The sequence below is a fragment of the Enterobacter cloacae complex sp. S1 genome, assembly GCF_014930525.1.
GTDB lineage: Bacteria > Pseudomonadota > Gammaproteobacteria > Enterobacterales > Enterobacteriaceae > Enterobacter > Enterobacter hormaechei_C.
Map to the genome: position 1 here is coordinate 118367 of NZ_JADBRE010000011.1, position 26430 is coordinate 144796.

27 protein-coding genes are annotated in these 26430 nt (G+C 55.2%); 17 read left to right on the forward strand and 10 right to left on the reverse strand.

Going from position 1 to position 26430, the window contains the following annotated elements; translation table 11 throughout:
- Positions 1–73: 73 nt before the first annotated feature.
- From IM290_RS09985 to ves, 7 genes are all read left to right on the forward strand, one after another.
- Complete coding sequence (locus tag IM290_RS09985; protein WP_032104258.1) at positions 74–1294, forward strand: aspartate aminotransferase family protein; 1221 nt, start codon at positions 74–76, stop codon at positions 1292–1294.
- Positions 1291–2325, forward strand: a complete 1035-nt coding sequence (astA, locus tag IM290_RS09990; protein WP_022650887.1) for an arginine N-succinyltransferase — start codon at positions 1291–1293, stop codon at positions 2323–2325. Before IM290_RS09985 ends, astA begins: the two co-directional genes overlap by 4 nt.
- Positions 2322–3809 carry a succinylglutamate-semialdehyde dehydrogenase gene (astD, locus tag IM290_RS09995; protein ID WP_193041555.1) on the forward strand — a complete coding sequence of 496 codons (1488 nt, stop codon included), beginning with the start codon at positions 2322–2324 and terminating at the stop codon, positions 3807–3809. Before astA ends, astD begins: the two co-directional genes overlap by 4 nt.
- Positions 3796–5121, forward strand: coding sequence for an N-succinylarginine dihydrolase (astB, locus tag IM290_RS10000; RefSeq protein ID WP_193041556.1), 1326 nt, complete (start codon positions 3796–3798; stop codon positions 5119–5121). The genes astD and astB overlap by 14 nt, the downstream gene beginning before the upstream one ends.
- 9 nt (positions 5122–5130) lie before the next feature.
- Positions 5131–6096, forward strand: a complete 966-nt coding sequence (gene astE, locus IM290_RS10005) for a succinylglutamate desuccinylase (protein ID WP_193041557.1) — start codon at positions 5131–5133, stop codon at positions 6094–6096.
- 337 nt (positions 6097–6433) lie between these two features.
- Positions 6434–6928 carry an ATP-independent periplasmic protein-refolding chaperone Spy gene (spy, locus tag IM290_RS10010; protein WP_193041558.1) on the forward strand — a complete coding sequence of 165 codons (495 nt, stop codon included), beginning with the start codon at positions 6434–6436 and terminating at the stop codon, positions 6926–6928.
- A 167-nt stretch (positions 6929–7095) separates the two neighbouring features.
- Positions 7096–7653: an environmental stress-induced protein Ves gene (gene ves / locus IM290_RS10015; RefSeq protein ID WP_017384666.1), complete on the forward strand. Its 558-nt coding sequence runs from the start codon at positions 7096–7098 to the stop codon at positions 7651–7653.
- On the opposite strand, the gene cho is transcribed toward ves, so the two are convergent.
- Together cho and nadE are read right to left on the reverse strand one after the other, a co-directional pair.
- Complete coding sequence (gene cho / locus IM290_RS10020) at positions 7631–8509, reverse strand: excinuclease Cho (RefSeq protein ID WP_063136382.1); 879 nt, start codon at positions 8507–8509, stop codon at positions 7631–7633. The two genes, ves and cho, sit on opposite strands and share 23 nt — an antisense overlap.
- A gap of 115 nt (positions 8510–8624) precedes the next feature.
- On the reverse strand, positions 8625–9452 hold the full coding sequence (gene nadE / locus IM290_RS10025) for an ammonia-dependent NAD(+) synthetase (protein WP_003857837.1): 828 nt from the start codon (positions 9450–9452) through the stop codon (positions 8625–8627).
- Between the two features lie 231 nt (positions 9453–9683).
- Here nadE and osmE point away from each other — a divergent pair, with 231 nt between their 5' ends.
- The 7 genes from osmE to chbG all read left to right on the forward strand — a co-directional run bounded on the left by osmE (position 9684) and on the right by chbG (position 15535).
- On the forward strand, positions 9684–10028 hold the full coding sequence (osmE, locus tag IM290_RS10030; protein WP_003857836.1) for an osmotically-inducible lipoprotein OsmE: 345 nt from the start codon (positions 9684–9686) through the stop codon (positions 10026–10028).
- Between the two features lie 281 nt (positions 10029–10309).
- Positions 10310–10627: a PTS N,N'-diacetylchitobiose transporter subunit IIB gene (gene chbB / locus IM290_RS10035; RefSeq protein ID WP_015570750.1), complete on the forward strand. Its 318-nt coding sequence runs from the start codon at positions 10310–10312 to the stop codon at positions 10625–10627.
- 80 nt (positions 10628–10707) lie between these two features.
- A complete protein-coding gene (chbC, locus tag IM290_RS10040) occupies positions 10708–12066 on the forward strand; it encodes a PTS N,N'-diacetylchitobiose transporter subunit IIC (protein ID WP_017384664.1) in 1359 nt (452 codons plus the stop codon).
- Positions 12067–12113: 47 nt separating this feature from the next.
- A complete protein-coding gene (gene chbA, locus IM290_RS10045; RefSeq protein WP_003857835.1) occupies positions 12114–12461 on the forward strand; it encodes a PTS N,N'-diacetylchitobiose transporter subunit IIA in 348 nt (115 codons plus the stop codon).
- Positions 12462–12490: 29 nt separating this feature from the next.
- On the forward strand, positions 12491–13309 hold the full coding sequence (chbR, locus tag IM290_RS10050) for a transcriptional regulator ChbR (protein ID WP_017384663.1): 819 nt from the start codon (positions 12491–12493) through the stop codon (positions 13307–13309).
- Between the two features lie 109 nt (positions 13310–13418).
- Positions 13419–14774, forward strand: coding sequence for a 6-phospho-beta-glucosidase (locus IM290_RS10055; protein ID WP_045334054.1), 1356 nt, complete (start codon positions 13419–13421; stop codon positions 14772–14774).
- Positions 14775–14785: 11 nt separating this feature from the next.
- Positions 14786–15535 carry a chitin disaccharide deacetylase gene (gene chbG, locus IM290_RS10060; protein WP_193041559.1) on the forward strand — a complete coding sequence of 250 codons (750 nt, stop codon included), beginning with the start codon at positions 14786–14788 and terminating at the stop codon, positions 15533–15535.
- A gap of 88 nt (positions 15536–15623) precedes the next feature.
- Here chbG and katE read toward each other — a convergent pair whose 3' ends face one another.
- Complete coding sequence (gene katE / locus IM290_RS10065; RefSeq protein ID WP_017384660.1) at positions 15624–17873, reverse strand: catalase HPII; 2250 nt, start codon at positions 17871–17873, stop codon at positions 15624–15626.
- Positions 17874–18060: 187 nt separating this feature from the next.
- Here katE and cedA point away from each other — a divergent pair, with 187 nt between their 5' ends.
- Positions 18061–18315 (forward strand): cell division activator CedA, encoded by a 255-nt coding sequence (gene cedA, locus IM290_RS10070; RefSeq protein ID WP_071524159.1) that lies wholly within the window; start codon positions 18061–18063, stop codon positions 18313–18315.
- A gap of 48 nt (positions 18316–18363) precedes the next feature.
- On the opposite strand, the gene tcyP is transcribed toward cedA, so the two are convergent.
- The 4 genes from tcyP to hxpB all read right to left on the reverse strand — a co-directional run bounded on the left by tcyP (position 18364) and on the right by hxpB (position 22130).
- On the reverse strand, positions 18364–19755 hold the full coding sequence (gene tcyP / locus IM290_RS10075; RefSeq protein ID WP_015570743.1) for a cystine/sulfocysteine:cation symporter: 1392 nt from the start codon (positions 19753–19755) through the stop codon (positions 18364–18366).
- Between the two features lie 127 nt (positions 19756–19882).
- Positions 19883–20473 carry a metal-dependent hydrolase gene (locus IM290_RS10080; RefSeq protein WP_193041560.1) on the reverse strand — a complete coding sequence of 197 codons (591 nt, stop codon included), beginning with the start codon at positions 20471–20473 and terminating at the stop codon, positions 19883–19885.
- Positions 20474–20568: 95 nt separating this feature from the next.
- On the reverse strand, positions 20569–21330 hold the full coding sequence (gene kduD, locus IM290_RS10085; protein WP_193041561.1) for a 2-dehydro-3-deoxy-D-gluconate 5-dehydrogenase KduD: 762 nt from the start codon (positions 21328–21330) through the stop codon (positions 20569–20571).
- A 128-nt stretch (positions 21331–21458) separates the two neighbouring features.
- The gene (gene hxpB / locus IM290_RS10090) at positions 21459–22130 is read right to left on the reverse strand and encodes a hexitol phosphatase HxpB (protein WP_003857825.1); all 672 of its coding nucleotides are present in this window, start codon (positions 22128–22130) and stop codon (positions 21459–21461) included.
- A gap of 141 nt (positions 22131–22271) precedes the next feature.
- Here hxpB and IM290_RS10095 point away from each other — a divergent pair, with 141 nt between their 5' ends.
- Positions 22272–22808, forward strand: a complete 537-nt coding sequence (locus IM290_RS10095) for a YniB family protein (protein WP_015570741.1) — start codon at positions 22272–22274, stop codon at positions 22806–22808.
- Positions 22809–22844: 36 nt separating this feature from the next.
- Here IM290_RS10095 and IM290_RS10100 read toward each other — a convergent pair whose 3' ends face one another.
- The 3 genes from IM290_RS10100 to pfkB all read right to left on the reverse strand — a co-directional run bounded on the left by IM290_RS10100 (position 22845) and on the right by pfkB (position 25125).
- Positions 22845–23705 carry a fructosamine kinase family protein gene (locus IM290_RS10100; RefSeq protein WP_015570740.1) on the reverse strand — a complete coding sequence of 287 codons (861 nt, stop codon included), beginning with the start codon at positions 23703–23705 and terminating at the stop codon, positions 22845–22847.
- A gap of 105 nt (positions 23706–23810) precedes the next feature.
- Positions 23811–24101: a type V toxin-antitoxin system endoribonuclease antitoxin GhoS gene (gene ghoS, locus IM290_RS10105; protein ID WP_003857822.1), complete on the reverse strand. Its 291-nt coding sequence runs from the start codon at positions 24099–24101 to the stop codon at positions 23811–23813.
- Positions 24102–24192: 91 nt separating this feature from the next.
- A complete protein-coding gene (pfkB, locus tag IM290_RS10110) occupies positions 24193–25125 on the reverse strand; it encodes a 6-phosphofructokinase II (protein ID WP_017693589.1) in 933 nt (310 codons plus the stop codon).
- 296 nt (positions 25126–25421) lie between these two features.
- Here pfkB and IM290_RS10115 point away from each other — a divergent pair, with 296 nt between their 5' ends.
- The gene (locus tag IM290_RS10115; protein WP_039272138.1) at positions 25422–26180 is read left to right on the forward strand and encodes a YdiY family protein; all 759 of its coding nucleotides are present in this window, start codon (positions 25422–25424) and stop codon (positions 26178–26180) included.
- Positions 26181–26430: the final 250 nt, after the last annotated feature.

Genomic DNA, 26430 nt, shown 5'->3' on the forward strand with positions numbered 1-26430 from the left:
AATCTACATTCACAGTGCAAACACTCAATCATTTAACATTTAAACAACCTTTTATTTACCGGATGAGGTCGCTATGTCTCTGTCAGTTACGCGTGAAAATTTCGATGAATGGATGATGCCGGTATACGCTCCGGCGGCTTTTATTCCGGTACGTGGGGAAGGCTCTCGCCTGTGGGATCAGCAGGGCAAAGAGTATATCGACTTTGCGGGTGGGATTGCGGTGAATGCGCTGGGGCATGCAAACCCGGCGCTGCGGCAGGCGCTGAATGACCAGGCGGCGAAATTCTGGCATACCGGCAACGGTTATACCAACGAACCGGCATTGCGTCTGGCGAAGAAGCTGATCGACGCCACTTTCGCAGAAAAAGTCTTTTTCTGTAACTCCGGCGCGGAAGCGAACGAAGCGGCGCTGAAGCTGGCGCGAAAATATGCGCACGATAAATTCGGCGCGCACAAAAGCGGCATCGTAGCCTTTAAAAATGCCTTCCATGGCCGAACGCTGTTTACCGTCAGCGCGGGTGGTCAGCCCTCATATTCTCAGGATTTTGCGCCGCTGCCGCCGGATATCCGTCATGCGGCGTATAACGATTTACACTCTGCCAGCGAGCTGATTGACGACACCACCTGTGCGGTGATTGTCGAGCCCATGCAGGGGGAAGGCGGCGTCATGCCCGCCCAGAAAGCGTTCCTGCAAGGGCTGCGCGAGCTGTGCGATCGGCATAACGCGGTCCTGATTTTTGACGAAGTCCAGACCGGCGTGGGCCGCACGGGTGAGCTGTACGCCTACATGCACTATGGCGTGACCCCGGATGTGCTCTCAACAGCCAAAGCGCTCGGCGGCGGTTTCCCGGTGGGGGCGATGCTGACCACCGATAAATTCGCCAGCGTGATGACCGTGGGCACCCATGGCACCACATACGGCGGCAACCCGCTGGCAACCGCTGTCGCCGGACAGGTGCTGGATATCATCAACACCCCTGAGGTGCTTAACGGCGTGAAGCAGCGTCACCAGTGGTTTGTTGAGCGCCTTACTGCCATCAATAACCAGACCGGCTTGTTCAAAGAGATCCGCGGTCTGGGGCTGTTAATAGGCTGTGAGCTTGCCCCTGAGTTTGCCGGCAAAGCGAAGCTGATTTCACAGGAAGCGGCAAAGCAGGGCGTAATGGTGCTGATTGCCGGTGCTAACGTGGTGCGGTTTGCCCCTGCGCTGATCGTCAGCGAGGAAGAGGTCAGAACCGGGTTAGATCGTTTTGCGCTGGCCTGCGAACAGGTGAAGTCCGGGGTGTCATCATGATGGTCATCCGTCCCGTTGCGCACGGCGATCTCGCCGGGCTTATGCAGCTTGCCGGTAAGACAGGGGGCGGGCTAACCTCGCTGCCTGCCGATGAAAAAACGCTGTCGGCGCGCATTGAGCGCGCCCTGCAAACCTGGCAGGGGACGTTGCCAAAAAGCGAACAGGGCTATGTGTTCGTGCTGGAAGATACCGACACGGGAACCGTGGCGGGGATTTGCGCCATTGAGGTGGCCGTCGGGCTTAACGATCCGTGGTACAACTACCGCGTCGGCACGATGGTCCACGCCTCGAAAGAGCTGAACGTTTACAACGCGCTGCCGACGCTCTTCCTCTGTAATGACCATACCGGCGCCAGCGAACTCTGCACCCTGTTTCTCGATCCGGACTGGCGCAAAGAGGGCAACGGTTATCTGCTCTCCAAATCGCGCTTTATGTTTATGGCCGCCTTTCGCGACCGCTTCAACGAAAAAGTGGTCGCGGAGATGCGCGGCGTGATTGATGAGACGGGCTACTCGCCGTTCTGGGAGAGTCTGGGCGAACGCTTCTTCTCCATGGAATTTAGCCGGGCGGATTACCTGTGCGGTACCGGTCAGAAGGCGTTTATCGCCGAGCTGATGCCGAAGCATCCTATTTATACCCATTTCTTAACCCCGGAAGCGCAGGCGGTGATCGGCGAAGTTCACCCGCAAACCGCCCCGGCTCGCGCAGTGCTGGAGAAAGAGGGATTTCGCTACCGTAACTACGTCGACATTTTCGACGGCGGCCCGACGCTGGAATGCGACATTGACCGCGTTCGCGCCATCCGTAAAAGCCGCCTGGTTGAGGTCTCGGAGGGCCAGCCCGCGCCGGGCGAGTGGCCAGCCTGCCTGGTCTCTAACGAGAATTACACCAACTTCCGCGCCATGCTGGTGCGAACCAACCCATCATGCGAGCGTCTGGTACTGACGGCTGCGCAACTGGATGCCCTGAAATGTAACGCTGGCGACACGGTTCGCCTGGTACGACTCTGCCCTGAGGAGAAAACAGCATGACTCTATGGATTAACGGTGACTGGGTAACGGGCGAAGGTGACGCGCGGACAAAAACTAACCCGGTCGGCCAGGAGGTGCTCTGGTCGGGGAACGACGCCAGCGCCGGGCAGGTTGAGCAGGCCTGCCAGGCTGCACGGCGCGCGTTTCCGGCATGGGCGAAACGGCCATTCTTCGAGCGCCAGGCGCTGGTTGAGAAATTTGCTGCGCTGCTGGAGGCCAATAAAGCCGAGCTGACCCGCATCATTGCCTGCGAAACCAGCAAGCCGCGCTGGGAGGCAACAACCGAAGTCACGGCGATGATCAACAAAATTGCGATATCGGTGAAGGCGTACCATACCCGCACCGGCGAGCAGCATACCGAGATGCCAGACGGCGCCGCCACGCTGCGCCACCGTCCGCACGGGGTGCTGGCGGTGTTTGGCCCGTATAACTTCCCCGGACATCTGCCGAACGGGCACATTGTGCCTGCGCTGCTGGCGGGGAATACCGTCATCTTCAAGCCGAGTGAGTTAACCCCCTTAACCGGAGAAGCAGTCATAAAACTCTGGGAGCAGGCGGGGCTGCCGCCGGGGGTGGTGAATCTGGTGCAGGGCGGGCGTGAAACAGGTCAGGCGCTGAGTGCGCTGAGCGACATTGACGGTCTGCTGTTCACCGGCAGTGCCGGAACGGGCTATCAGCTGCATCGTCAGCTGGCGGGGCAGCCGGAAAAAATTCTGGCGCTGGAGATGGGCGGCAACAACCCGCTGATTGTGGAAGATCCGGATGATATCGATGCCGCGGTCCATCTGACCATTCAGTCGGCGTTCATTACCGCCGGACAGCGCTGTACCTGTGCCCGCCGCCTGCTGGTTAAACGCGGCGCGCAGGGGGATGCGTTCCTGAAGCGTCTGGTGGAGGTGAGCGCGCGTCTGGTTCCCGCGAAATGGGATGCCGAGCCGCAGCCGTTTATCGGCGGGCTGATCTCCGCGCAGGCGGCGCTGAACGTGCTGAAAGCGTGGCAGGAGCACGTGGCGCGCGGGGCGAAAACCCTGCTGGAGCCGAAGCTGGTTCAGCCGGGCACGTCGCTGCTGACGCCGGGGATTATTGAGATGAGTGCGACGAGTAACGTGCCGGATGAAGAGGTCTTTGGCCCGCTGCTGTGCGTCTGGCGCTATGACGATTTTGAGTCGGCGATCGAGATGGCCAACAACACCCGCTACGGCCTGTCGAGCGGCCTGATATCGCCGCATCGCGAGAAATTCGAACAGCTGCTGCTGGAAGCGCGCGCCGGGATCGTGAACTGGAACAAACCGCTGACCGGTGCGGCGAGCACCGCGCCGTTTGGTGGCGTAGGGGCGTCGGGCAACCATCGCGCCAGCGCCTGGTATGCCGCCGATTACTGCGCGTGGCCGATGGCAAGCCTGGAAACCCCGGCGCTGACGCTGCCGGAGACGCTGAATCCGGGGCTGGATTTTACAGAGGGTGACGCCCATGAAAGCGCGTGAGGTTAACTTTGACGGCCTCGTGGGGCTGACGCACCACTATGCCGGGCTGTCGTTCGGTAATGAAGCCTCGACGAAGCACCGTTTCCAGGTCTCGAACCCGAAGCTGGCGGCGAAGCAGGGTCTGTTGAAAATGAAGGCGCTGTCCGATGCCGGTTTCCCGCAGGCGGTGATCCCGCCTCAGGAGCGACCAAACGTGGCCGTGCTGCGCCAGCTGGGGTTCAGCGGTACGGATGAACAGGTGGTGGAAAAAGCAGGCACGCAGACGCCACACCTGCTTTCGGCGGCCAGTTCAGCCTCCTCGATGTGGGTGGCGAATGCCGCCACCGTTGCGCCGTCGGCGGATACGCTGGACGGCAAAGTGCATCTGACCGTTGCTAACCTGAACAACAAATTCCACCGCGCCAGCGAAGCGGAGACCACCGGGCGCGTGCTGCGCGCCATTTTTAATCATGAAGCGCATTTCGAGGTACATTCGGCGCTGCCGCAGGTCGCGATGTTTGGCGATGAAGGGGCGGCAAACCACAACCGTCTGGGCGGCGACTATGGCGAGCCGGGTTTGCAGCTGTTTATCTATGGACGGGAAGAGGGCGGCCACGCCGCGCCGGTTCGTTATCCGGCGAGACAAACTTTAGCCGCAAGCCAGGCGGTTGCGCGGCTGAACCAGGTTAATCCTTCTCAGGTGATTTTTGCCCAGCAAAATCCGCAGGTGATCGACCAGGGCGTGTTTCATAACGACGTCATTGCCGTTTCCAACCGTCAGGTGCTGTTCTGCCACGAGCAGGCGTTTGCCCATCAGGAAAAGTTGCTGGCCACGCTGCGCGAACGCGTGCCGGGATTTATGCCGATTCAGGTGCCCACGCAGGCGGTAAGCGTGCAGGATGCGGTCGAAACGTATCTGTTCAACAGCCAGCTGCTGAGCCGGGATGATGGCAGCATGATGCTGGTGCTGCCGCAGGAGTCCCGCAACCATCAGGGCGTCTGGCGCTATCTGAGCGAACTGGTGCAGGCGGATATCCCGATTGATGAACTGCGCGTGTTTGATCTGCGGGAAAGTATGGCCAACGGCGGGGGACCGGCGTGCCTGCGACTGCGCGTGGTGTTAACGCCGGAGGAGATGCAGGCCGTGAATCCGGCGGTGATGATGAACGACACGCTGTTCAATACCCTCAATGACTGGGTGGACCGCTATTATCGCGACCGTCTGGTTCAGGCCGATCTGGTTGATCCGCAGCTGCTGCGCGAAGGCCGCGAGGCGCTGGATGCATTATCGACCATCCTGCAACTGGGATCGGTTTATCCGTTCCAGCGCTAAGGAGATGATATGGAAAACTTACTGGCGCTGACGCTGGCCGAAGAGACACCGGAGCGGCAAGAGGGGGAAGGCCCCTCGTTCCACTGGCGATGGCTGGGGCCTGGCGTGCTTGAACTGACGCCGACGGGGGAATATGACCTGTCGCTGCTGCTTTCGACCGGCATTCACGGAAACGAAACCGCGCCCGTGGAGATTGTCGATCTTTTGCTGCGCGCGCTGTTTCGCGCAGAGATCACGCTGCACTGCCGTCTGCTGGTGGTGCTGGGAAATCCGCCTGCGCTGGCGCAAAATAAACGGTATCTCGTGAGCGACATCAACCGCATGTTTGGTGGTCGCTGGGCGCAGTTTCCACAGAGTGATGAGACGAAACGCGCGCAATGGCTGGAGAAGGTGGTCACGGCGTTTTTTGCCGGGGCGGGGGAAACGCGCTGGCACCTCGATCTGCATACGGCCATTCGCGCCTCGTACCACGTGCGTTTTGGCGTGTTACCGCAGCGTCATCAGCCGTGGGATGAGGCGTTTCTGACCTGGCTTGGCGACGCGGGGCTGGAGGCGCTGGTTTTCCACCAGACGCCAGGCGGCACGTTTACCCACTTCACCTGCGAGAATGTTGGCGCGTTATCCTGCACCCTGGAGCTAGGAAAAGCGCTGCCGTTCGGGCAAAACGACCTGACGCGTTTTGCCCCTACGCATCAGGCGCTTCGGGCGTTGCTCGCCGGGGTTGCGCCGGAACCCTCCCGGGAACCCGTTGTGCGCTATCGGGTCGTGCAGCAGATCACGCGTCAAAGCGAGGCTTTCCAGCTACATATGGCGCCCCATACGCTGAACTTTACGCCGTTTCGCCAGGGCGTCCTGCTGGCGGAAGATGGTGAGACGCGCTATGAGGTACAGAAATCCACGGAATATGTTTTATTTCCTAATCCGTCGGTCGCGTTTGGTTTGCGAGCTGGCCTGATGCTGGAAAAAATGCCCTGATCGTCTCCCCTCGCGCAGACCGGAGGGGAAATGAAGAATAAATTTCTTAGCGTTAAAAGCGCTCTGGTATTGTTTGCGGAATATTCCTGGAGAATTGCTTTATTATTAAACGGCACTTCGCTATACTTCTCCATAATCTCTTTAAAATCATCCTGTTGAATATTTTTGTTTCATCTCTCCACGCTTTTTCCTTAATTTCTCCACAATTGGCGAAAAGTTGTTTTTTACACTTTCATTGTTTTACCGTTGCTCTGACTAATTGACGATAAACCCCGTAAAGTTAATCTCGTCAACACGGCATAGCGCCGAAGAATAACTGAAAGTAAGGAAAGACATTATGCGTAAATTAACTGCACTGTTTGTTGCCTCTACCCTGGCTCTGGGCGCTACCAGCATGGCGTTCGCCGCCGATACCGCGACCACTACCGCCGCGCCGACGGAAGGCAAAATGATGATGCATCATAAAGGCAAGCCGGGTATGCACCATGAAATGATGATGTTTAAAGATCTGAACCTCACCGATGCGCAGAAGCAGCAGATCCGCGACATCATGAAAAGCCAGCGTGACCAGATGAAACGTCCTCCGCTGGAAGAGCGCCGCGCAATGCATGACATCATTGCCAGCGACAGCTTCGATAAAGCAAAAGCGGAAGCGCAGATCGACAAAATGGCCGAGCAGCATAAAGCGCGCATGCTGGCCCACATGGAAACTCAGAACAAGATTTACAACATTCTGACGCCGGAACAGAAAAAGGAATTTAATGCCAATTTTGAGAAGCGTCTGACAGAACGTGCAGCGCCGGAAGGTAAAATGCCTGCACCAACCGAATAATCGGTTCACTCTCTTAAGACCGCCGGGCTCCTGTCTACAAAAGCGAAAACGCTGTGGACAGGACCGGCGGTTTTTCTTTTATCCCATGCCTAAGGTCTGGCCTGACTGCTGCCGATAATACGTCTGTGAAAATGCCCTGGCGCACGGTGCGTCCTTCAGGAGTGGTCATGGAATTCTTTGATATCCGTAAAATGCCGGTCAGTCTCTGGCGTAATGGTGCGGGTGAGACGCGTGAGATTTGCTGTTTTCCTCCCGCGACGCGGGATTTTTTCTGGCGGGCCAGTATTGCCTCCATCGCCAGTAACGGCGAATTTTCCGCGTTCCCGGGCGTCGACCGGGTGATTACGCTGCTGGAGGGCGGCGAGGTGACCCTGGATGCAGGCAGGGCGTTTTGTCATACCCTGAAGCATCATCAGCCTTACCGATTTGCGGGCGATCTGGCGGTGAAAGCCGTGCTCACAGAGGGGCAGATGTCGATGGACTTCAACATCATGACCCGACGGGATTGCTGCCAGGCAAAGGTGCGCGTTGCTACCCGGACGTTCACTACCTTCGCATCACGCGGTGGGGTGGCATTCGTATTAAGCGGCGCCTGGCAACTGGGCGACAAATTACTGACAGCCGATCAGGGCGCCAGCTGGGAAGCGGGCAGTCATACCCTCCGTTTACTGGAAACGAAGGGGTCGCTGCTGTTCAGTGAAATTACCTGGCTGCCGGGTCATTGAGGACGATGATCTCATATTTTCCGGTTAACAGTGGCTTGCAGAGAATTTTGTAACCATCCTGATCGAAACCGGCAGGGGTGCGCAGCAGAGCGGTAGCGTCATCCAGATTTTCAACGGCGCCAAGCCAGAGCCAGTTGCGGATGATGTGATAGTGCGTCATCCCATCGCGGGTTTCTTTCAGCGCCACCGCGCCTTCCCACGGCCAGCAGTTAACGCTGATAGAGGCTAGGCCAGCCATAAACCGGGCATGATGTTCTTCAACGCTCTCTTTTCCACAGCACGCCCCGGCGCAGCGTTTCAGCGCTGAGCGGAAACAGGCGCGACCGCGGGTGGTGGCTTCCAGTCCTAACAGGCCGTAACAAAGCTGTAATTCATCAGCCAGGGATTGCAGGGTTTGCAGTGCGGCACGTTTGTTGGCAAACAGACCGTAAAGATTGGGTTCATGCGAAAAATCCACTTCCCGGGCATAAACAACCTGCGGTTTTCCTGCGTTAATCTGCAAGGAACAGAGCTGGCGGTTGCGGCGCAGGCGTTTGTTAAACAGCGGCTGCTGTTCCTTGATGAGCCGGGCTTCGAGCAGAAGCGCGCCCAGTTCGCCTGCCGTCTCGATCCAGGTGATCCGCCGGGACTGCCTGAGCATCGATGCTTCATCCGGCGTACGCAGGTGCGACATCACCCGGCTGCGGATATTCACGCTTTTGCCGATATAGAGCGGCATGGTGTCGCTGTCGCCGTGGAAGAAATAGACGCCAGGCTGTTTAGGCAGTGCCTCAAGCCAGGGGCGAAGATGCTCGGGATATTCGTAGATAGCCGCCGCTTCGAACTCAAGACGCGGGGCGGATTGACGCCTGCTCACATACTGCTCCATATACTGTTCAGGCATACAGTGTAGCAGGTGTTTGGTGGTTAAAAAAGAGCCGGGTGGCGGCTACGCCTTACCCGGCCTGCAAAGCGGAGTTACCGTTTTGCTTTTACTTTTTCCAGAAATCATCAAACACCGTAATGGGCGGACGGCGCTTATGCTCGGTTTTCAGATACCAGCCTTCGATAATTTTAGCGGTACCTTCGTCGAGCGTTTTGCCTTCCAGATAATCATCGATGTTGTCATACGTAACGCCCAGCGCCGCTTCATCCGGCAGGGAAGGGCGATCGTCCTCCAGGTCCGCCGTTGGCGCCTTCTTATACAGGTGCTCCGGGCAGCCCAACGCCGCCAGCAGTTGCTTACCCTGACGCTTGTTCAGGCGGAAGAGGGGGTTGATATCCGTGCCGCCATCGCCGTATTTGGTGAAGAAGCCGGTGATAGCTTCCGCGGCGTGGTCGGTGCCGACCACGACCCCTTTAGTCATCCCTGCGATACTGTACTGCGCTTTCATGCGCTCACGGGCTTTCTCGTTGCCGCGGACAAAATCGCTCAGTTCAATGCCGGCTTCACGCAGGGCCTGCTCGCTTGCCAGTACCGAACCTTTAATATTTACGGTAAGAACACGGTCCGGCTGAATAAACGCGATTGCATCCTGACAGTCCTGCTCGTCAGCCTGCACGCCATACGGCAGACGTACGGCAATAAATTGCAGCGCGGTGTCACCGGTCTCGTCACGCAGCTCGGAGATGGCCATCTGGCTCAGCTTACCGGCCAGAGTGGAATCCTGACCGCCGCTGATACCCAGCACCAGCGTCTTCAGGAAAGGGTGTGCAGACAGGTAAGCTTTCAAAAAATCAACGCTACGACGGATCTCTTCATTGGCATCAATCGCAGGTTTCGCGCCCAGCGCCTGAATAATTTCTTGTTGCAGAGCCATTACGCCCTCCCTATGCAGAACCAAACAGAAAGTGTGATCTGTTAAAACTAACCCTTTGTCGGGGAAACGACAAGGATCACAGTTTTGAGTGTACTGTTTTACAGCGATTTAGTAGCTTACCGTTGTTTTATTAGAATTTTCCGAAATTCGTCTGGCGTAACTCGCAAAGTTGAACAATAGTAATTTTTATCCCATGCTTAGTTAACACGCTGATAAACAAGAGGACGGAATATGAACAAGAACGTAGCAGGAATTTTAAGCGCAGCGGCGGTACTGACTATGCTGGCAGGGTGTACAGCTTACGATCGCACTAAAGATCAGTTCACACAGCCAGTGGTAAAAGACGTAAAAAAAGGCATGACGCGTTCCCAGGTTGCAGCCATTGCCGGTAAACCTTCTTCAGAAGTCACTATGATCCACGCGCGCGGTACCTGCCAGACCTATATTCTGGGTCAACGTGATGGTAAGGCAGAGACCTACTTTGTCGCCCTGGATGATACGGGTCACGTAATCAATTCTGGTTACCAGACCTGTGCTGAATACGACACCGACCCACAGGCACCTAAGGCACAGTAAGCCTGCTTGCCTGAGAGCGTTAACAAACCGGCCGGAAGGCCGGTTTTTTTATGCATACGTGAATCTTATTTCTTGGCGCGAATTATTTGCCTGAAATGTGAAGGTAGTCAACAAGCCAGGTCAATGAGAGACAATTTCAGTCTATCCAGAATTATCCCCTCCCTGTACCATTGCGTATACTCACTTCAACGACAAACAATGTTCAGCACACTGCCCGTCAGCCAGGATAGCGACTCGAGTGATAGCGAGACGGCGGGTAGCCAAACAAGAGGGAAGTTATCATGGAAAAGAAACATATCTATCTGTTTTGCTCTGCGGGCATGTCCACTTCGCTGCTGGTTTCCAAAATGCGCGCGCAGGCCGAAAAATATGAAGTCCCTGTGGTGATTGAGGCGTTTCCGGAAACGCTGGCGGGCGAGAAGGGCCAGACAGCAGACGTTATTTTACTCGGGCCGCAAATCGCTTATATGCTGCCAGAAATTCAGCGTCTGCTACCCAATAAGCCGGTCGAAGTGATCGATTCCGTTTTATACGGCAAGATTGATGGTTTAGGTGTATTAAAAGCTGCCGTTGCGGCGATTAAAAAAGCTGCTAATTAATTTTTTATTTTTCCCGTCAAAGAGTTATTTCACACACAATACGCCGTAACGGTCGTTGCGGCATTTAAGGGTATTTTCCTATGAGTAAAGTCATCGCTTCACTTGAAAAGGTACTCCTTCCTTTTGCTGTTAAAATAGGAAAGCAGCCTCACGTTAATGCCATTAAGAACGGCTTTATTAAATTAATGCCGTTGACATTAGCCGGGGCAATGTTCGTTTTAATTAACAACGTTTTTCTGAGCTTTGGAGAAGGTTCCTTTTTTTATTCATTAGGAATTAGGTTAGATGCTTCAACTATTGAAACCCTTAATGGTTTAAAAGCCATTGGCGGCAACGTATACAACGGTACGTTGGGTATTATGTCGCTAATGGCGCCTTTCTTTATCGGAATGGCGCTGGCGGAAGAGCGTAAAGTGGATCCGCTGGCGGCAGGCTTACTGTCCATTGCCGCGTTCATGACCGTCACACCGTACAGCGTGGGTGACGCTTACGCCGTTGGCGCCAACTGGCTGGGTGGGGCAAACATCATTTCCGGTATTATTATCGGGCTGGTGGTGGCCGAAATGTTCACCTTCATTATTCGCCGTAACTGGGTTATCCGCTTGCCGGATAGCGTTCCGGCCTCCGTTTCTCGTTCATTTTCCGCGTTGATTCCGGGCTTCATTATTCTCTCCATCATGGGGATTATTGCCTGGGCGCTCTCTCACTGGGGCACAAACTTCCACCAGATCATTATGGACTCTATCTCAACGCCGCTGGCGTCGATGGGTAGCGTGGTCGGTTGGGCGTATGTCATCTTTACCTCCCTGCTGTGGTTCTTCGGCGTGCATGGTTCACTGGCACTGGCGGCGCTGGACAGCGGTATTATGACCCCATGGGCACTGGAAAACGTCGCGCTTTACCAGCAGTACGGCTCCGTCGATGCGGCGCTGGCGGCCGGTAAAACCTTCCATGTGTGGGCGAAGCCGATGCTTGACTCCTATATCTTCCTGGGCGGTACCGGGGCGACGTTGGGTCTGATCATCGCGGTCTTTATTGTCTCTCGCCGCGCTGACCATCGTCAGGTTGCGAAGCTGGCCCTGCCGTCAGGCATCTTCCAGATTAACGAGCCGATCCTGTTTGGTCTGCCAATTATCATGAACCCGGTGATGTTCATTCCCTTCATCCTGGTTCAGCCGCTGCTGGCCGCGATTACGCTGACGGCGTACTACCTGGGCATTATCCCGCCGGTGACCAACATTGCGCCGTGGACGATGCCGGCTGGTCTGGGCGCGTTCTTCAACACCAACGGTAGCGTGGCGGCCTTCCTGCTGGCGATATTCAACCTCGGGATTGCAACCCTGCTCTACATGCCGTTCGTGGCGATTGCGAACAAGGCCGCAACGGTTATCGATGAAGAAGAGAGCGAAGAGGATATCGCCCTCGCACTGAAATTCTAAAATTGCACGGCGCGGGGCAACTCGCGCCAGCGGAAAGGAGCTTAAAGATGTTAGATTTAGAGAGTATCGTTGCCGAAGAAACCGCAGAGAACGATCTGGAAGAGGTGGTGATGGGCCTCATCATCAACTCCGGGCAGGCACGCAGCCTGGCGTATGCGGCGCTTAAGCAGGCTAAGCAGGGCGATTTCGTTGCCGCGAAAACCATGATGGAGCAGTCCCGTACAGCGTTAAACGAAGCGCATCTGGTGCAGACGAAGCTCATCGAAAGCGACCAGGGCGAAGGGAAGATGAAAGTGAGTCTGGTGCTGGTACATGCTCAGGATCATCTGATGACCTCCATGCTGGCACGCGAGCTGGTAGCGGAGCTCATCGAGCTTCACGAGAAGATGCAATAAGTCAGTTGAAGTAGCAGGAGGTCAGCACGATGGAAATCAAAACCGCACATGAGCAACAGCTGTTTAATGGCAAAAATTTTCACGTGGTGATTTACAACAAAACGGAGAGCGCCAGCGGTCTGCACCAGCATGACTACTACGAGTTCACGATTGTTCTGACCGGCCGCTACTATCAGGAGATCAACGGTAAGCGCGTCCTGCTTGAGCGTGGCGATTTCGTCTTCCTGCCAATGGGATCTTATCACCAGAGCTTTTATGAGTTTGGTGCGACACGCATTCTGAACGTAGGGGTGAGCAGGCGTTTCTTCGAGAAGCACTATCTGCCGCTGGTGCCGTTCTGCTTTGTGGCGTCACAGGTGTATCGCGTTAAAAATGAGTTTATGACCTGGATTGAAACGGTTATCGCCTCGCTGAATTTCCGCGACAATGAATTTGATGAATTTATTGAAACCGTGACATTCTACGTCATGAATCGCCTCCGCCATCACCGTGAAGAACAGCAGGTGGTGGATGATATTCCTCAGTGGCTGCGCAGTACCGTGGAGCTGATGCACGATAAAGGACAGTTCAGCGATAACGCCCTGGAGAATATGGTGGCGCTGTCGGGTAAATCGCAGGAATATTTGACGCGCGCCACGCAGCGTTATTACCGTAAAACGCCTGTGCAAATCATTAATGAAATCCGCATTAACTTTGCCAAAAAACAGCTGGAAATTACTAACTACTCTGTCACCGATATCGCTTACGAATCGGGTTACAGCAGCCCCAGCCTGTTTATTAAAACCTTTAAAAAATTGACTTCATTCACACCGAACAGTTACCGCAAAAATTTAACGGTAATTAATTAACTTTCGGCGGTTTATCCGCCAGGAACCGTGACGTAATGGCTTGCCCAAATAGCGGGAAGAGTACGCTATACCTTGCAGGCGATTAACCTGATACGCTAAGGGAGATATTATGCAACAGAAATTAAAAGTCGTAACCATTGGTGGCGGCAGCAGCTATACCCCGGAATTACTTGAAGGTTTCCTGAAACGGTATCATGAATTACCGGTCAGCGAATTATGGCTGGTGGATGTTGAAGAAGGTCAGGAGAAGCTGAATATTATTTTTGAACTGTGCAAACGCATGGTTGAAAAAGCGGGCGTGCCCTTAACCGTGCATAAAACGCTGGATCGCCGCCTGGCACTGAAAGATGCTGACTTCGTGACCACGCAGCTGCGCGTCGGCCAGCTGAAGGCGCGTGAGCTGGACGAGCGCATTCCGCTGAGCCACGGTTATCTGGGCCAGGAAACCAACGGGGCAGGTGGCCTGTTTAAAGGCCTGCGTACTATTCCGGTCATTTTTGACATCATTAAAGACGTGGAGGAGATCTGCCCGAACGCCTGGGTGATCAACTTTACCAACCCGGCCGGGATGGTCACCGAGGCAGTCTATCGCCACACCGGTTTCAAACGCTTTATCGGCGTATGCAATATTCCGATTGGCATGAAGATGTTCATCCGCGATGTACTGGAACTGAGCGATAACGATGATCTCTCCATTGATCTGTTCGGCCTGAATCACATGGTCTTTATCAAAGATGTGATAGTGAACGGGCAATCGCGCTTTGCGGAACTGCTCGACGGCGTCGCCTCTGGTCGCCTGACCGCGGCCTCGGTGAAAAACATTTTCGATCTGCCGTTCAGCGAAGGGCTGATCCGCTCCCTGAATCTGCTGCCGTGCTCGTATCTGCTCTACTACTTCAAGCAGAAAGAGATGCTGGCCATTGAAATGGGCGAATACTACAAAGGTGGCGCACGCGCTCAGGTTGTACAGAAAGTAGAGAAGCAGCTTTTTGATTTGTATAAAGATCCGAACCTGAACGTCAAACCGAAAGAGCTGGAGCAGCGCGGCGGGGCATACTATTCGGATGCCGCGTGTGAAGTGATTAACGCCATTTACAATGACAAGCAGGCCGAGCACTATGTGAACGTTCCCCATCATGGGCACATCGACAATATCCCGGCAGACTGGGCCGTTGAGATGACCTGCATTCTTGGGCGCGAGGGTGCAAAACCACATCCCCGCATTACCCACTTCGACGATAAGGTGATGGGCCTGATTCACACCATCAAAGGCTTTGAAGTGGCGGCGAGCAATGCGGCCCTGAGCGGCGAACTGAATGACGTGCTGCTGGCGCTGAACCTCAGCCCGCTGGTGCATTCTGACCGTGACGCTGAAAAACTCGCGGGTGAGATGATCCTGGCGCATGAAAAATGGCTGCCAAACTTTGCTGCAACGGTTGAGAAACTGAAACTCACACACCGTTAAGAGGAGGCGCGATGGAAAACCTGCTGATCGTCAATGCCGATGATTTTGGCCTGTCAAAAGGGCAGAACTACGGCATTATTGAAGCCTGTCGCCGGGGCGTCGTGACCTCTACAACAGCGCTCATCAACGGTGAGGCGGTGGAACATGCGGCGCAGTTAAGCCGTGAGCTGCCCGAGCTGGGCGTGGGCATGCACTTTGTGCTGACGCTTGGGTTGCCCCTTTCGCCAATGCCGGGCCTGACGCGCGACGGCCAGCTGGGGAAATGGATTTGGGAAATGGCGGAGCAGGGCGCTCTGCCGCTCGATGTGATTGCCCGCGAGCTGGATTGCCAGTTTAACCGCTTTGTGGATGTGTTTGGCCGCGAGCCTACCCATATTGACAGCCATCATCATGTGCATATGATCCCGGCGATTTTCCCGCTTGTGGCAGAGTTTGCGCAACGTAAAGGCGTGGCTATGCGCGTGGATCGTGAGTTGCGCGGGCTGCCGGACGTCGCGGTGACGTCAACGGAGGGGTTCAGCAGCGCATTTTATGGCGACGAGATCGACGAAGCGCTGTTCCTGAAGGTGCTGGATGAGTCCGCCGCGAAAGGGGAGCGCTCGCTTGAGGTAATGGCGCACCCGGCGTTTGTCGATAACATCGTACGTAAGAGCGCCTACTGCTGGCCGCGTCTGGCGGAACTGGATGTGCTGACGTCGGCGTCGTTGAAGTACGCGATTGCCGAGCGTGGATATCGGTTGGGAACTTTCGCGGATCTTTAAGATAAAGCCCGGTGGCGGCTTCGCCTTACCGGGCCTACAACACCAGTCGAAATGTAGGCCGGGTAAGCGCAGCGCCACCCGGCATTTTTTACGCCGGTATCTGGTCAATCTTACTGCTGCGCGACCACACGCGGTGGGCGGCAAGCAGGTCAAACAACCGGGTCATAAACGCATCGTCAATGTTATCACCTTCGACAATGCCTTCTTCCCCTTGATCCGGTACCTTCAGCAGAGATTTAAACTTCCGCGCATCGCCTGCCAGGGCGATTGGCTTCAGGTGCTTATAGGCTTCCAGCAGATAATAGGCGGCATCACCGTTACCGAGCAGGCTCTCAACGTCGCCGCACGGCATAATCACCGCGTCAACCGTCAGCGACGGTGCCCCGGCGAAGGTCGCGGCAATTGGCAGGACAGAGCCATCGTCGGCTGTCACTTCACCCATGCGGGAGTAAAGCAGTTTGGCATGTACGCCCTGGGTTTTGAGCGCCTTCATGATCCCCAGCACGTCGCTGGCGCGCGGTTTATCATTCAGCAGGATAGCCACTACGCGGCCTTTAATTGACCCGCCAGGTACCGCGTACAAGCTCAGGGACGGATCCTTCTTCAGCCCGTTCACGTCTTTTGGCGGTGCGGCATGGCATTGCTCGTCAGTCAGCGTGATGCCGAGATTATTCGCCACGCCCTGAGCAAGCTGGATATCAATATGCGCCAGATGGTCGACCACGCGCTCGCGAATGTAGGTACGCACCACTTTGCTCAGCTCAAAGCTGAAACCGCCGATAATGTGCTGCTGTTCAATCGGGGTCTGGCTGTTCCAGAACAGGCGAGGCTGAGCGTAATATTCGCCGAATGACGGGCTGCGCTCGCGAATTTTTGTTCCGTCCACGCGCTCCTGATACGACTCAAATCCGCCACGTTTTGGCCCCGGCGGGGTTTCACGCGGCCAGTTATCGTTAATGGAGTTTGGCTCGTAGTTCGCCGGGTTGGTATCGATATCCTGGCGATGCATCCCGTCACGCTGGAAGTTATGGTACGGGCAGGTCGGACGGTTGATAGGAATTTCGTGGAAGTTCGGTCCACCGAGACGGCTGATCTGCGTATCGGTGTAAGAGAACAGACGGCCCTGTAGCAGCGGATCGTTGGTGAAATCCAGCCCCGGCACAATATGGCCCGGGTGGAACGCAGCCTGCTCATTCTCCGCGAAGAAGTTATCGGGGTTGCGGTTAAGCACCATTTTGCCCACCAGCTGAACCGGCACCAGCTCCTCAGGAATAAGCTTGGTCGGGTCGAGCAGGTCGAAGTCGAATTTGAACTCGTCCTCTTCCGGGATCAGCTGTAACCCCAGCTCGTATTCCGGGAAATCACCGGCTTCAATGGATTCCCACAGTTCGCGACGGTGGAAGTCCGGATCGCGCCCGGTCAGCTTCTGTGCTTCATCCCACACCAGGGATGCTTTCCCCGCGACCGGTTTCCAGTGGAAACGCACAAACGTCGCTTTACCTTCAGCGTTAATCAGACGGAAGGTATGAATACCAAACCCTTCCATGGTGCGATAGCTGCGTGGGATCCCCCGGTCAGACATCGCCCACATCACGTTGTGAAGGGTTTCCGGTTGCAGGGAGACGTAGTCCCAGAAGGTGTCATGCGCACTTTGTCCCTGCGGTATGGCCCAGTGTGGCTCTGGTTTTACCGCATGGACAAAGTCAGGGAACTTATGCGCATCCTGAATGAAGAAAACCGGGGTGTTATTCCCGACGAGGTCGAAAATGCCCTCTTCGGTATAGAATTTGGTGGCGAAGCCGCGGATATCACGCACCGTATCGGCCGAACCCGCGCCGCCCTGTACGGTAGAGAAGCGCACAAATACCGGTGTGATTTTGTTCGGATCGGAAAGGAAATCCGCCTTCGTGATCGCCTTCAGGCTCTTGTACGGCTGGAAATAGCCGTGCGCCGCGGAGCCGCGAGCGTGAACGATACGCTCAGGAATACGCTCATGGTCGAAATGGGTGATTTTTTCCCGCAGGATGAAATCTTCCAGCAGCGTCGGGCCGCGCGTTCCGGCGCGCAGGGAGTTCTGGTCATCGGCGATACGCACGCCCTGATTGGTGGTCAGCGCATAGCCTTCACCCCCTTTGCGGTGCGGGTCGAGAGATTTTAACTTCTCGTTATCCGCATCGGGCGACTTCACGCTTCCCGGTGCAGTAGGTTGCTCGCCCGGCGCGGACAGGCCCGGCGACGGTTTATGAGAGCCATCCGCAGGGGCGAGTGAGTCCATTCCCGGTTGAGATTCTTCGGTGCCATGAATAGGGGCTTGATGTGGTTTATCATTGTTCGACATTGCACGATTCTCCTTTGTTCGTTCCTGAAAACCCTATTAAGGATAGAACAATGTGATGAATTAGCAGGCGAACTAAGCGTTTTCAGATAAGTGATTAGCGAAAGGAGCCATCTGCCTCACGTCAGGCGCGACGGGTGGGGGGAGAATCGGCTATGATAGAAATTTCCTGCTTTAAGAATTTGCTTTAGTGAACCCGTCGCTTATGAAACCTCTTCGTCAACAAAACCGCCAGGTTATTAGCTATGTGCCCCGCGTTGAACCCGCGCCGCCTGACCATGCCCTGAAAGTGGATGGTTTTCGCGATGTCTGGATGTTACGGGGTAAATACGTTGCCTTCGTGCTGATTGGCGAGCACTTCCGTCGCTCCCCTGCGTTTACGGTGCCGGAATCGGCGCAGCGATGGGCTGTGCAGACCCGCCAGGATGAAGAGGTTGAAGAATAACAGCCATAAAAAAACCGCCCGCAGGCGGTTTTTTTATTTCAGCCGTGATTAACGATGGGCCAGTTCCGCATCTTCTTCGCTGTCGAGAATCGTTTTGTCGGTCTGCTTCAGCCACTGGCTGGTCAGGGTACCGGCGGTCATTGAGCCACTCACGTTCAGGGCGGTACGCCCCATATCGATCAGCGGTTCAACAGAGATCAGCAGGGCAACCAGCGTCACCGGCAGTCCCAGCGCAGGCAGAACGATCAGCGCAGCGAAGGTCGCGCCGCCGCCCACGCCCGCAACACCGGCGGAGCTAATGGTCACGATACCCACCAGCGTCGCAATCCAGACCGGATCCAGCGGGTTAATCCCCACGGTTGGGGCAACCATCACGGCCAGCATCGCCGGGTAGAGACCCGCACAGCCGTTCTGACCGATGGTGGCGCCAAAGGAGGCCGAGAAGCTGGCGATAGACTCCGGTACGCCCAGACGACGGGTCTGTGCTTCCACGTTCAGCGGGATAGATGCCGCGCTGGAACGGCTGGTGAAGGCGAAGGTCAGCACCGGCCAGACTTTGCGGAAATATTTCAGCGGGCTAACGCCGTTCACGCCCAGCAGGATACCGTGCACCACAAACATAATGCCCAGCCCCAGATAAGAGGCGATCACAAAGCTGCCAAGCTTGATGATGTCTTGCAGGTTAGAGCCTGCCACGACTTTGGTCATCAGCGCCAGGACACCGTACGGCGTCAGCTGCATGACCAGACGCACCAGCTTCATCACCCAGCTTTGCAGGGTATCGATGGCTGTCAGAACGCGCTCGCCTTTCGGCGCATCGTCCTTCAGCAGCTTGAGCGCAGCCACGCCCAGGAATGCCGCGAAGATCACCACGCTGATAATGGAGGTTGGGCTTGCACCGGTCAGGTCAGCGAACGGGTTCTTCGGAATGAAGGAGAGCACCATCTGCGGAACGGTCAGATCGGCCACTTTACCCACGTAGTTGGTCTCAATCGCCGTCAGACGCGCGGTTTCAGCGCTACCCTGCACCAGACCTTCAGCAGTCAGGCCAAACAGATTGGTTACCAGCACACCCACCAGCGCCGCAATCAGCGTGGTGAAGAGCAGGGTACCAATGGTCAGGAAACTGATTTTACCCAGTTGAGAGGCATTATGCAGGCGGGCTACGGCGCTCAGAATAGAGGCGAATACCAGCGGCATAACGATCATTTGCAGCAGCTGTACATAGCCGTTACCGACGATGTTGAACCACTGAATGGAATCTTTCAGTACCGGGCTATCGGAGCCGTAAATAGCGTGTAAGGCCAGGCCAAACACCACGCCCATGACCAGACCGACCAGTACCTTTTTCGCCAGGCTCCACTGTTTGTGGCGAGCCTGGGCGAGAAGCAATAGCAATACGACGAACACAACAATGTTCGCGATGAGTGGAAAATTCATCCCCGTTCTCCTGATTTATTATACGGTCGGTTTTTACCGAACCTGTTGGCGCAAGGTTATCAGAAGTGTGATGTCGCGCTTATATCCATATGGAATGGTTTATGACAAAAGTGATTATATTGTCGTTTTAATGTTCAATCTGGTGATTAATAAAACGATTGAACTGAAGTTGCAGCGAGTTGATCATCTGCGATGACCAGCGCACTGCACCATTTTCGGGCAATGTCTGCGGCATCCACACGGCATACGCAAACAGCGCCATACACAGAACGCGCTCCAGCTGGTTGCCTTTTTGCGGCACGAGGATTGGCAGACGGAAACGCCAGCGGCAGGGCCAGAGCAGCGGTACGCCCGCTGGCGTCAGCATATCGGCGAGGATATGGCTTAAGTAGCCGAGCACCATGCCCTGAATGGCATCCGCCGGGACGATCCAGCTCTCCGGAACCTTCAAATAGAAGAGTGTAAGCAGGCCGAATACGGCCAGCAGGCTGTGGGTAAACCCGCGATGACCAAAGGCTCTGGCGATGGGTTTTGAAATCCACTTCAGCCGCTGGCCAAGGAATGACTTTGGATGATCTATGTCCGGCAGGAGGCAGGTCAGCACGGCGGAAGGGACAATATGCCACCAGTCCCCCTGTGCCAGCACAGGGGTCAGTTCAGCGTTTTTGGCAAACACTGCACAGGCAAGTGAAAAAAGCAGGTGGCCTTCCGCCGTCATGATAAAACCCGGTAAACTGTCGATTCATACAGTATAGGGTTTTTATACAGTGTGTGAAAGAGGTGACGGTGTAACTCTTTGTCACAAACGCACGGTTAGCGCGCCAGCCAGCCACCGTCTACGGCGAGGGTATGACCGTTAACGTAATCAGAGGCCGACGAGGCCAGGAACACCACCGGACCCTGTAAATCCTTCGGCAGACCCCAGCGACCCGCCGGAATACGGTCGAGGATCGCCTGGCTGCGCTGCTCATCATCGCGAAGCTGCCGGGTGTTATTGGTCGCCATATAACCCGGCGCAATAGCATTCACATTAATGCCCAGCGTTGCCCATTCGTTCGCCAGCAGGCGGGTGAGGCCCAGCACGCCGCTTTTGGACGCCGTATAGGAGGGCACCCGGATGCCGCCCTGGAAGGAGAGCATGGAGGCAATGTTAATGATCTTGCCGCCCTGACCCTGCGCGATAAACTGTTTCGCCACTGCCTGAGAGAGGAAGAAGACCGATTTCAGATTGAGATCGATGACCTCGTCCCAGTCCTTCTCGCTAAATTCCAGCGCATCGGCACGGCGGATGGTGCCGGCATTGTTAACCAGAATATCGATGCGGCCCATCTCAGCGACTGCGGTATCCACCACGCTCTGAATACTCTCCTGCTTGCCAAGATCGGCGCGAATCGCGATAAAGCGTCGTCCCAGCGCCGTAACGCGCGCTGCCGTTTCGTCAGGAACCTTGCGGTTAACCCCCACGATATCGCATCCTGCCTGGGCGAGGGCAATGGCCATACCTTGCCCCAGACCGGTATCGCACCCGGTCACCATCGCCACTTTTCCTGCCAGAGTAAAAGCATCCAGTATCATACGCGCCTCAGAAGTCAGGTTATTGTCATTCTGCACGTAAGAATAGGAGTCTGGAATGAGAAAAGCAAATAAAGTAAAACGTTGTTTTGATTTGGCGATGCAGGCAGCCGAAGCTGCCTGAAAGAGCGTTACTCCCCGCGCAGATGGCGGGCAGTCAATTCTTCAAGAGACGTCAGCCTGACGTCCGCGAGGGCAAAACGGGGATCGTGTCGGCCTTCTTCAGCCGGCACAACGATGGAGCGCATACGTGCGGCTTTGGACGCCACCATGCCGTTAACCGAATCTTCCAGCGCCACACAGGTAAGTGGATCCAGCCCCAGTTTCGCGGCGCAGTCCATATATACCTGCGGATGTGGCTTGCTGTAAGGAAGCTTTTCGGCCGAGGCCAGCGCGTCGAAGCTGTCGCGCAGCCCGAACATCGTCAGCACTTTTTCCAGCATATGCAGCGGTGAGGCGGAGGCCAGCCCCACTTTCAGCCCTTGCGCCTTACACAGGGCGATAGCGTCGCGTACGCCCGGCAACAGCGGCTTATACTCTTCTACGAGGGAGATAGCGCGGTTGATAATGCGCGCCGTAACTTCGTCGCGATCCGGGCCAACCCATGGCTGGTGGGCATACCAGAGGTCAACCACCATATCGATGCGCAGCCCCAGGGTATCGGGAAGCTCGTTACGACGACTGATATCGACGCCGAGGCTGGCCATCACGTCCAGTTCAGCCCGATCCCACAGGGGTTCGGAATCAATCAGCAATCCATCCATGTCAAAAATAGCGGCAAGTATCTGGCGCGGGGTCGACATTACAACATCTCCTTATCTTGGGGGTAAGACAAACGGTGCTAAGCACAAGCAATTTAGCATATTGCATTCAAAGAGCGGGCGAAAATGACCGACAGCAGGTAGACTTAGGCACAAATAACGCGTCTTTATGAAGAGGAACTAATGACGTATCAACAAGCTGGACGCATCGCGGTCTTAAAACGTATTGCTGGTTGGGTTATTTTCATTCCCGCCCTGATTTCAACGCTGATCTCCGTACTCAAATTTATGTACGATCACAGCGAAAAACAGCCGGGCATCAATGCCGTCATGCTTGATTTTGCGCACGTCATGATTGAGATGATGCGGTTTAACACCCCGTTCCTGAACGTCTTCTGGTTCAACTCGCCCACGCCGGATTTTCACCACCAGCTGAATGTCGGTTTCTGGATAATCTATGCGTTGATATTTATCGCGATGGCGTTGCAGGCCTCCGGCGCGCGCATGAGTCGCCAGACCCGCTTTTTGCGCGAAGGGGTGGAAGACCAGCTGATCCTTGAGAAGGCGAAAGGCCCTGACGGGATGAGCCGCGAGCAGATCGAATCGCGCATTGTCGTTCCGCGGCATACCATTTTTGTGCAGTTTTTCCCGCTCTACATCCTGCCGGTCATTATCATTGTGGCCGGGTATTTCTTCTTTACGCTGCTTGGCTTCCTGTAAATCCTAAGGGAAGGGGCGTGAAGCCGCCCCCTCTCGCTATGCCGCCAGAATGCGGTCCAGCGCCCGCTGGGCATTCACCAGATGACTCCCGCCAAACAAAATAGCCCGGTTTATCAAGGTGTACAGCTGATAAACCGGCTGACGGTCAAGGAAACCCGCAGGTAACGGCGAGACAGACTGATAGCCATCATAAATTTGCGGCGGCTGTTCAGGGTGCAACGGCAGCATTGCGAGGTCACATTCTCTGTCGCCCCAGTAGCAGGCCGGGTCAAATATATAGGGACCATCAGGCCCAAGTGCACAGTTGTTTGACCATAAATCTCCGTGCAGAAGGGAAGCCTGAGGCTGATGCGAAGCCAGACGCTGCTGAATGTGTTCAACAATCGCGTCGATGTTGCCGAACGCTAATCCCTTTTCAGCGGCCAGCTCCAGCTGCCAGCCGATGCGCTGCTCGGCGAAAAAGGTCGACCAGCGGCGCTGCCATGCGTTTGGCTGTGGGGTAGTGGAGAGGTCGTTATCAAAATCGAGCCCGAACTGAGGTTGATCGCTCCACTGGTGCAAACGGGCGATCTGTTGCCCGAGAATAAAGGCGTTGTGCGCATCCAGAGGGCGCGCGGGAAGATAGTTCATCACCAGAAAGCTATAGTCACGATCGCTACCGACGGCTAAAACCTGCGGAACGGTGACTGTTTTACTGCGCGATAACAGCTCAAGCTGATCGGCTTCGGCAGTAAAAATGGGGAGCAACTCGCGCTCATCACATTTAACGAAAAGATCGCGCCCGGCGTAACGTAAATGCCATGCGGCATGGATCTCTCCGCCTGGCAGTTCGTTACGCAGTTCAATTTCACCTTCACCCAGTTGCTCACTTAAAAGATGACTGATAGCCTGCCACATGATGTCTCTCCCATGTTGTCTGCCAGATCATAAAGTTAGCGCAAAACGGCTATAAAAAAACAGGAACTAACGCACAACTGAGCGGTTTAATTTTGTACAGGGCACTTATTGTTCTTTTTTATGCCAGTTTTCCCAGCTATCCACATCAATTTCCGTGGCTTTGTCAGTCACGCTTTCCACCAGGCTACTGGCCAGCGCCTTCACCTCTTCCTGACTCAGCGGGCTTATCAGGCCAAATGCCAGCGAGCCGAGATCGTGAATATTGCCCTCATCGTCCGTCAGCGTGAGCAGAAAATTGGCGCGCGTGAACGCGTTGTTGAGTTCATTCAGTTCGGTCAGCGACGCCTCATGAATATTTACGGTTACGACGTAGCGGGTGATATCACCACTGCTCATAATTCACCTCGTTGTTATCCTGAAAGTTTTCTTAGCATAGTCGATATGCCCTGTTTAGCGACTTCCCCCTCCATGGGAAGGGGAAGCAGGTTCAGCTTCTCGCCAGGTAATCGACAATTTTCTGGGTATCCGCAAGCGAACACAGACGCGTTCCCTGGTTTATGGTGGCTGCACTCCCTGCCGCGACGCCATAGCGTGCCATCTCCAGAAGCGAAGCGCCCTGCGCCAGCTTCAGCACCATCGCGCCAACCATACTGTCACCGGCGCCCACGGTGCTCTGGCTTTTCATCGGCGGTGGCACAACCTGTACAAAGCCCGTCTTGTCGACGGCCAGCGCACCCTGAGGACCGAGAGAGACCACAACGCGATGCGCTTTGCCCGTACGTACCAGCTCTTCTGCGGCAGTACGAACGTCATCAGGCTGGCTGAGTTCTCGATTAACCAGGGCACTGAGCTCTTTCTGGTTAGGTTTAACGAGTTCAAGTTGTCCGGGTTCTAACGCCGCCTTCAGGGCTTCGCCCGAGCTATCGACAATGCAGCGGATGCCGCGCTGGAGCGCCGCCTGAACCAGCGCCGTCAGTTTTTCTGTTTTGACGCCCGGCGGCAGGCTACCGCTGATCACCAGTAATGAGCCGCTTTCAATGGTCAGCACTTTCTCTTCCAGTTGACGAAACTCATCATCGCTCAATTTCGCCCCCGGCATCACAAAACGATATTGCTCGCCGCTGGATTCAACATGGACATGCAGGTTCTGCCGGGTCCAGTCTTTAGCATCGACGGTGTCTACGGCCACCTGTTCATCTGCCAGCAACGCAACCAGATGTTCTCCCGTGGCGCCGCCAGCGGGGAAGATGGCGGTGGCTTTTCCGCCGAGATGGGTAATAGCGCGCGCCACGTTGATGCCGCCGCCGCCCGGCTCAAACACCGGCGCGCTACAGCGCAGCTTACCTTCCGGGTAGATTTGCGGCGTCATGGTCGCGGAGTCGAGGGAAGGGGAGAGTGTCAGCGTATAAATCGAAGCCATCATGACCTCCTTTTATCATGGGTTCTTTTAAGCCTGGCACCGTTTGGCAGGAAGGCAACGTAAATAACAGTATGATTTTAAATATGAATGCTGACAAATAACCTGCGCCGGGCATATAAAATAAAACACGTTTTGGGATCGTTCTTATTCAAAAAATGAAAGAAGAAAATATTGCTATGTTATTTGCGGCTTTTTATAATTTGTTACCTTTCTATGGTCGCCTTGTCATTGATCCGCAAGAAAGTTTCCGAGACCGTGACGGTCTCTTTTTATGTTGTACGGACTCCTTAAATAAAATGAAGCTTTTGAAGACAGTACCCGCAGCACTGATGCTGGCGGGTGGCGTATTTGCGTCACTGAATGCAATCGCCGATGATACCGTTTTTACTGTCATGGACGATCCCTCCACTGCCAAAAAACCCTTTGAAGGTAACGTGAATGCCGGGTATCTGGCGCAATCCGGTAATACGAAAAGCTCCTCCCTGACCGCAGACAGCACCCTGACCTGGTACGGCAACACCACGGCCTGGTCGCTGTGGGGAAATGCCAGCAACACCTCTGCTAACGATCAACGCTCATCAGAGAAATACGCGGTAGGCGGACGTAGCCGATACAACATGACCGATTATGACTACCTGTTCGGGCAGGCGAGTTGGCTGACTGACCGCTACAACGGCTATCGCCAGCGTGATGTCGTGACTGCGGGTTATGGTCGTCAGTTCCTCAATGGGCCGGTGCACAGCCTGCGTTTCGAATTCGGTCCGGGTGTCCGTTACGACGAGTACACCAACGGCGAAGATGAAACCCAGCCGCTGGGTTATGCATCGGGCACCTATGCATGGCAGATGACGGACAACGCAAAATTCACCCAGGGTGTGTCGGTGTTTGGTGCTGAAGATACAACGCTGAACTCAGAAAGTGCGTTGAATGTGGCCATCAACGAACACTTTGGACTCAAGGTGGCGTACAACGTAACCTGGAACTCATCCCCACCTGATTCTGCGCCGGAACATACCGATCGCCGAACCACGATTTCTTTAGGTTATAAAATGTAATATCGTCGGGCCGGGATTATTCTCGGCCCGTTTTTTATTTTCTGAAACTGTGCTTATTTATATTAAACGGCGTTTTAAAATAATGGGTCTGGTTTCATCTTCATAATTTCTCCATAATTAGCCGACCAGGGCTTATTCAGTTTATTTGACACGAATTGATAAATAATTTGACTAGGCAATAATGTGATCCAGATCTACACTTACGGCACAGGCGAAAAACTCGCCTCAGGCATATCGCATTAAATAAGTA

What these genes read in the sequence shown, in the direction of transcription:
- IM290_RS10055 (WP_045334054.1), top strand. Translation starts at nt 13,419, where the DNA reads ATGCAACAGAAATTAAAAGTCGTAACCATTGGTGGCGGCAGCAGCTAT.
- ves (WP_017384666.1), top strand. Translation starts at nt 7,096, where the DNA reads ATGGAATTCTTTGATATCCGTAAAATGCCGGTCAGTCTCTGGCGTAAT.
- astD (WP_193041555.1), top strand. Translation starts at nt 2,322, where the DNA reads ATGACTCTATGGATTAACGGTGACTGGGTAACGGGCGAAGGTGACGCG.
- pfkB (WP_017693589.1), bottom strand. Translation starts at nt 25,125, where the DNA reads ATGGCTTCGATTTATACGCTGACACTCTCCCCTTCCCTCGACTCCGCG.
- chbC (WP_017384664.1), top strand. Translation starts at nt 10,708, where the DNA reads ATGAGTAAAGTCATCGCTTCACTTGAAAAGGTACTCCTTCCTTTTGCT.
- astA (WP_022650887.1), top strand. Translation starts at nt 1,291, where the DNA reads ATGATGGTCATCCGTCCCGTTGCGCACGGCGATCTCGCCGGGCTTATG.
- chbB (WP_015570750.1), top strand. Translation starts at nt 10,310, where the DNA reads ATGGAAAAGAAACATATCTATCTGTTTTGCTCTGCGGGCATGTCCACT.
- chbR (WP_017384663.1), top strand. Translation starts at nt 12,491, where the DNA reads ATGGAAATCAAAACCGCACATGAGCAACAGCTGTTTAATGGCAAAAAT.
- IM290_RS10100 (WP_015570740.1), bottom strand. Translation starts at nt 23,705, where the DNA reads ATGTGGCAGGCTATCAGTCATCTTTTAAGTGAGCAACTGGGTGAAGGT.
- chbG (WP_193041559.1), top strand. Translation starts at nt 14,786, where the DNA reads ATGGAAAACCTGCTGATCGTCAATGCCGATGATTTTGGCCTGTCAAAA.
- chbA (WP_003857835.1), top strand. Translation starts at nt 12,114, where the DNA reads ATGTTAGATTTAGAGAGTATCGTTGCCGAAGAAACCGCAGAGAACGAT.
- osmE (WP_003857836.1), top strand. Translation starts at nt 9,684, where the DNA reads ATGAACAAGAACGTAGCAGGAATTTTAAGCGCAGCGGCGGTACTGACT.
- IM290_RS09985 (WP_032104258.1), top strand. Translation starts at nt 74, where the DNA reads ATGTCTCTGTCAGTTACGCGTGAAAATTTCGATGAATGGATGATGCCG.
- tcyP (WP_015570743.1), bottom strand. Translation starts at nt 19,755, where the DNA reads ATGAATTTTCCACTCATCGCGAACATTGTTGTGTTCGTCGTATTGCTA.
- astB (WP_193041556.1), top strand. Translation starts at nt 3,796, where the DNA reads ATGAAAGCGCGTGAGGTTAACTTTGACGGCCTCGTGGGGCTGACGCAC.
- IM290_RS10115 (WP_039272138.1), top strand. Translation starts at nt 25,422, where the DNA reads ATGAAGCTTTTGAAGACAGTACCCGCAGCACTGATGCTGGCGGGTGGC.
- katE (WP_017384660.1), bottom strand. Translation starts at nt 17,873, where the DNA reads ATGTCGAACAATGATAAACCACATCAAGCCCCTATTCATGGCACCGAA.
- IM290_RS10095 (WP_015570741.1), top strand. Translation starts at nt 22,272, where the DNA reads ATGACGTATCAACAAGCTGGACGCATCGCGGTCTTAAAACGTATTGCT.
- hxpB (WP_003857825.1), bottom strand. Translation starts at nt 22,130, where the DNA reads ATGTCGACCCCGCGCCAGATACTTGCCGCTATTTTTGACATGGATGGA.
- nadE (WP_003857837.1), bottom strand. Translation starts at nt 9,452, where the DNA reads ATGGCTCTGCAACAAGAAATTATTCAGGCGCTGGGCGCGAAACCTGCG.
- astE (WP_193041557.1), top strand. Translation starts at nt 5,131, where the DNA reads ATGGAAAACTTACTGGCGCTGACGCTGGCCGAAGAGACACCGGAGCGG.
- ghoS (WP_003857822.1), bottom strand. Translation starts at nt 24,101, where the DNA reads ATGAGCAGTGGTGATATCACCCGCTACGTCGTAACCGTAAATATTCAT.
- spy (WP_193041558.1), top strand. Translation starts at nt 6,434, where the DNA reads ATGCGTAAATTAACTGCACTGTTTGTTGCCTCTACCCTGGCTCTGGGC.
- kduD (WP_193041561.1), bottom strand. Translation starts at nt 21,330, where the DNA reads ATGATACTGGATGCTTTTACTCTGGCAGGAAAAGTGGCGATGGTGACC.
- IM290_RS10080 (WP_193041560.1), bottom strand. Translation starts at nt 20,473, where the DNA reads ATGACGGCGGAAGGCCACCTGCTTTTTTCACTTGCCTGTGCAGTGTTT.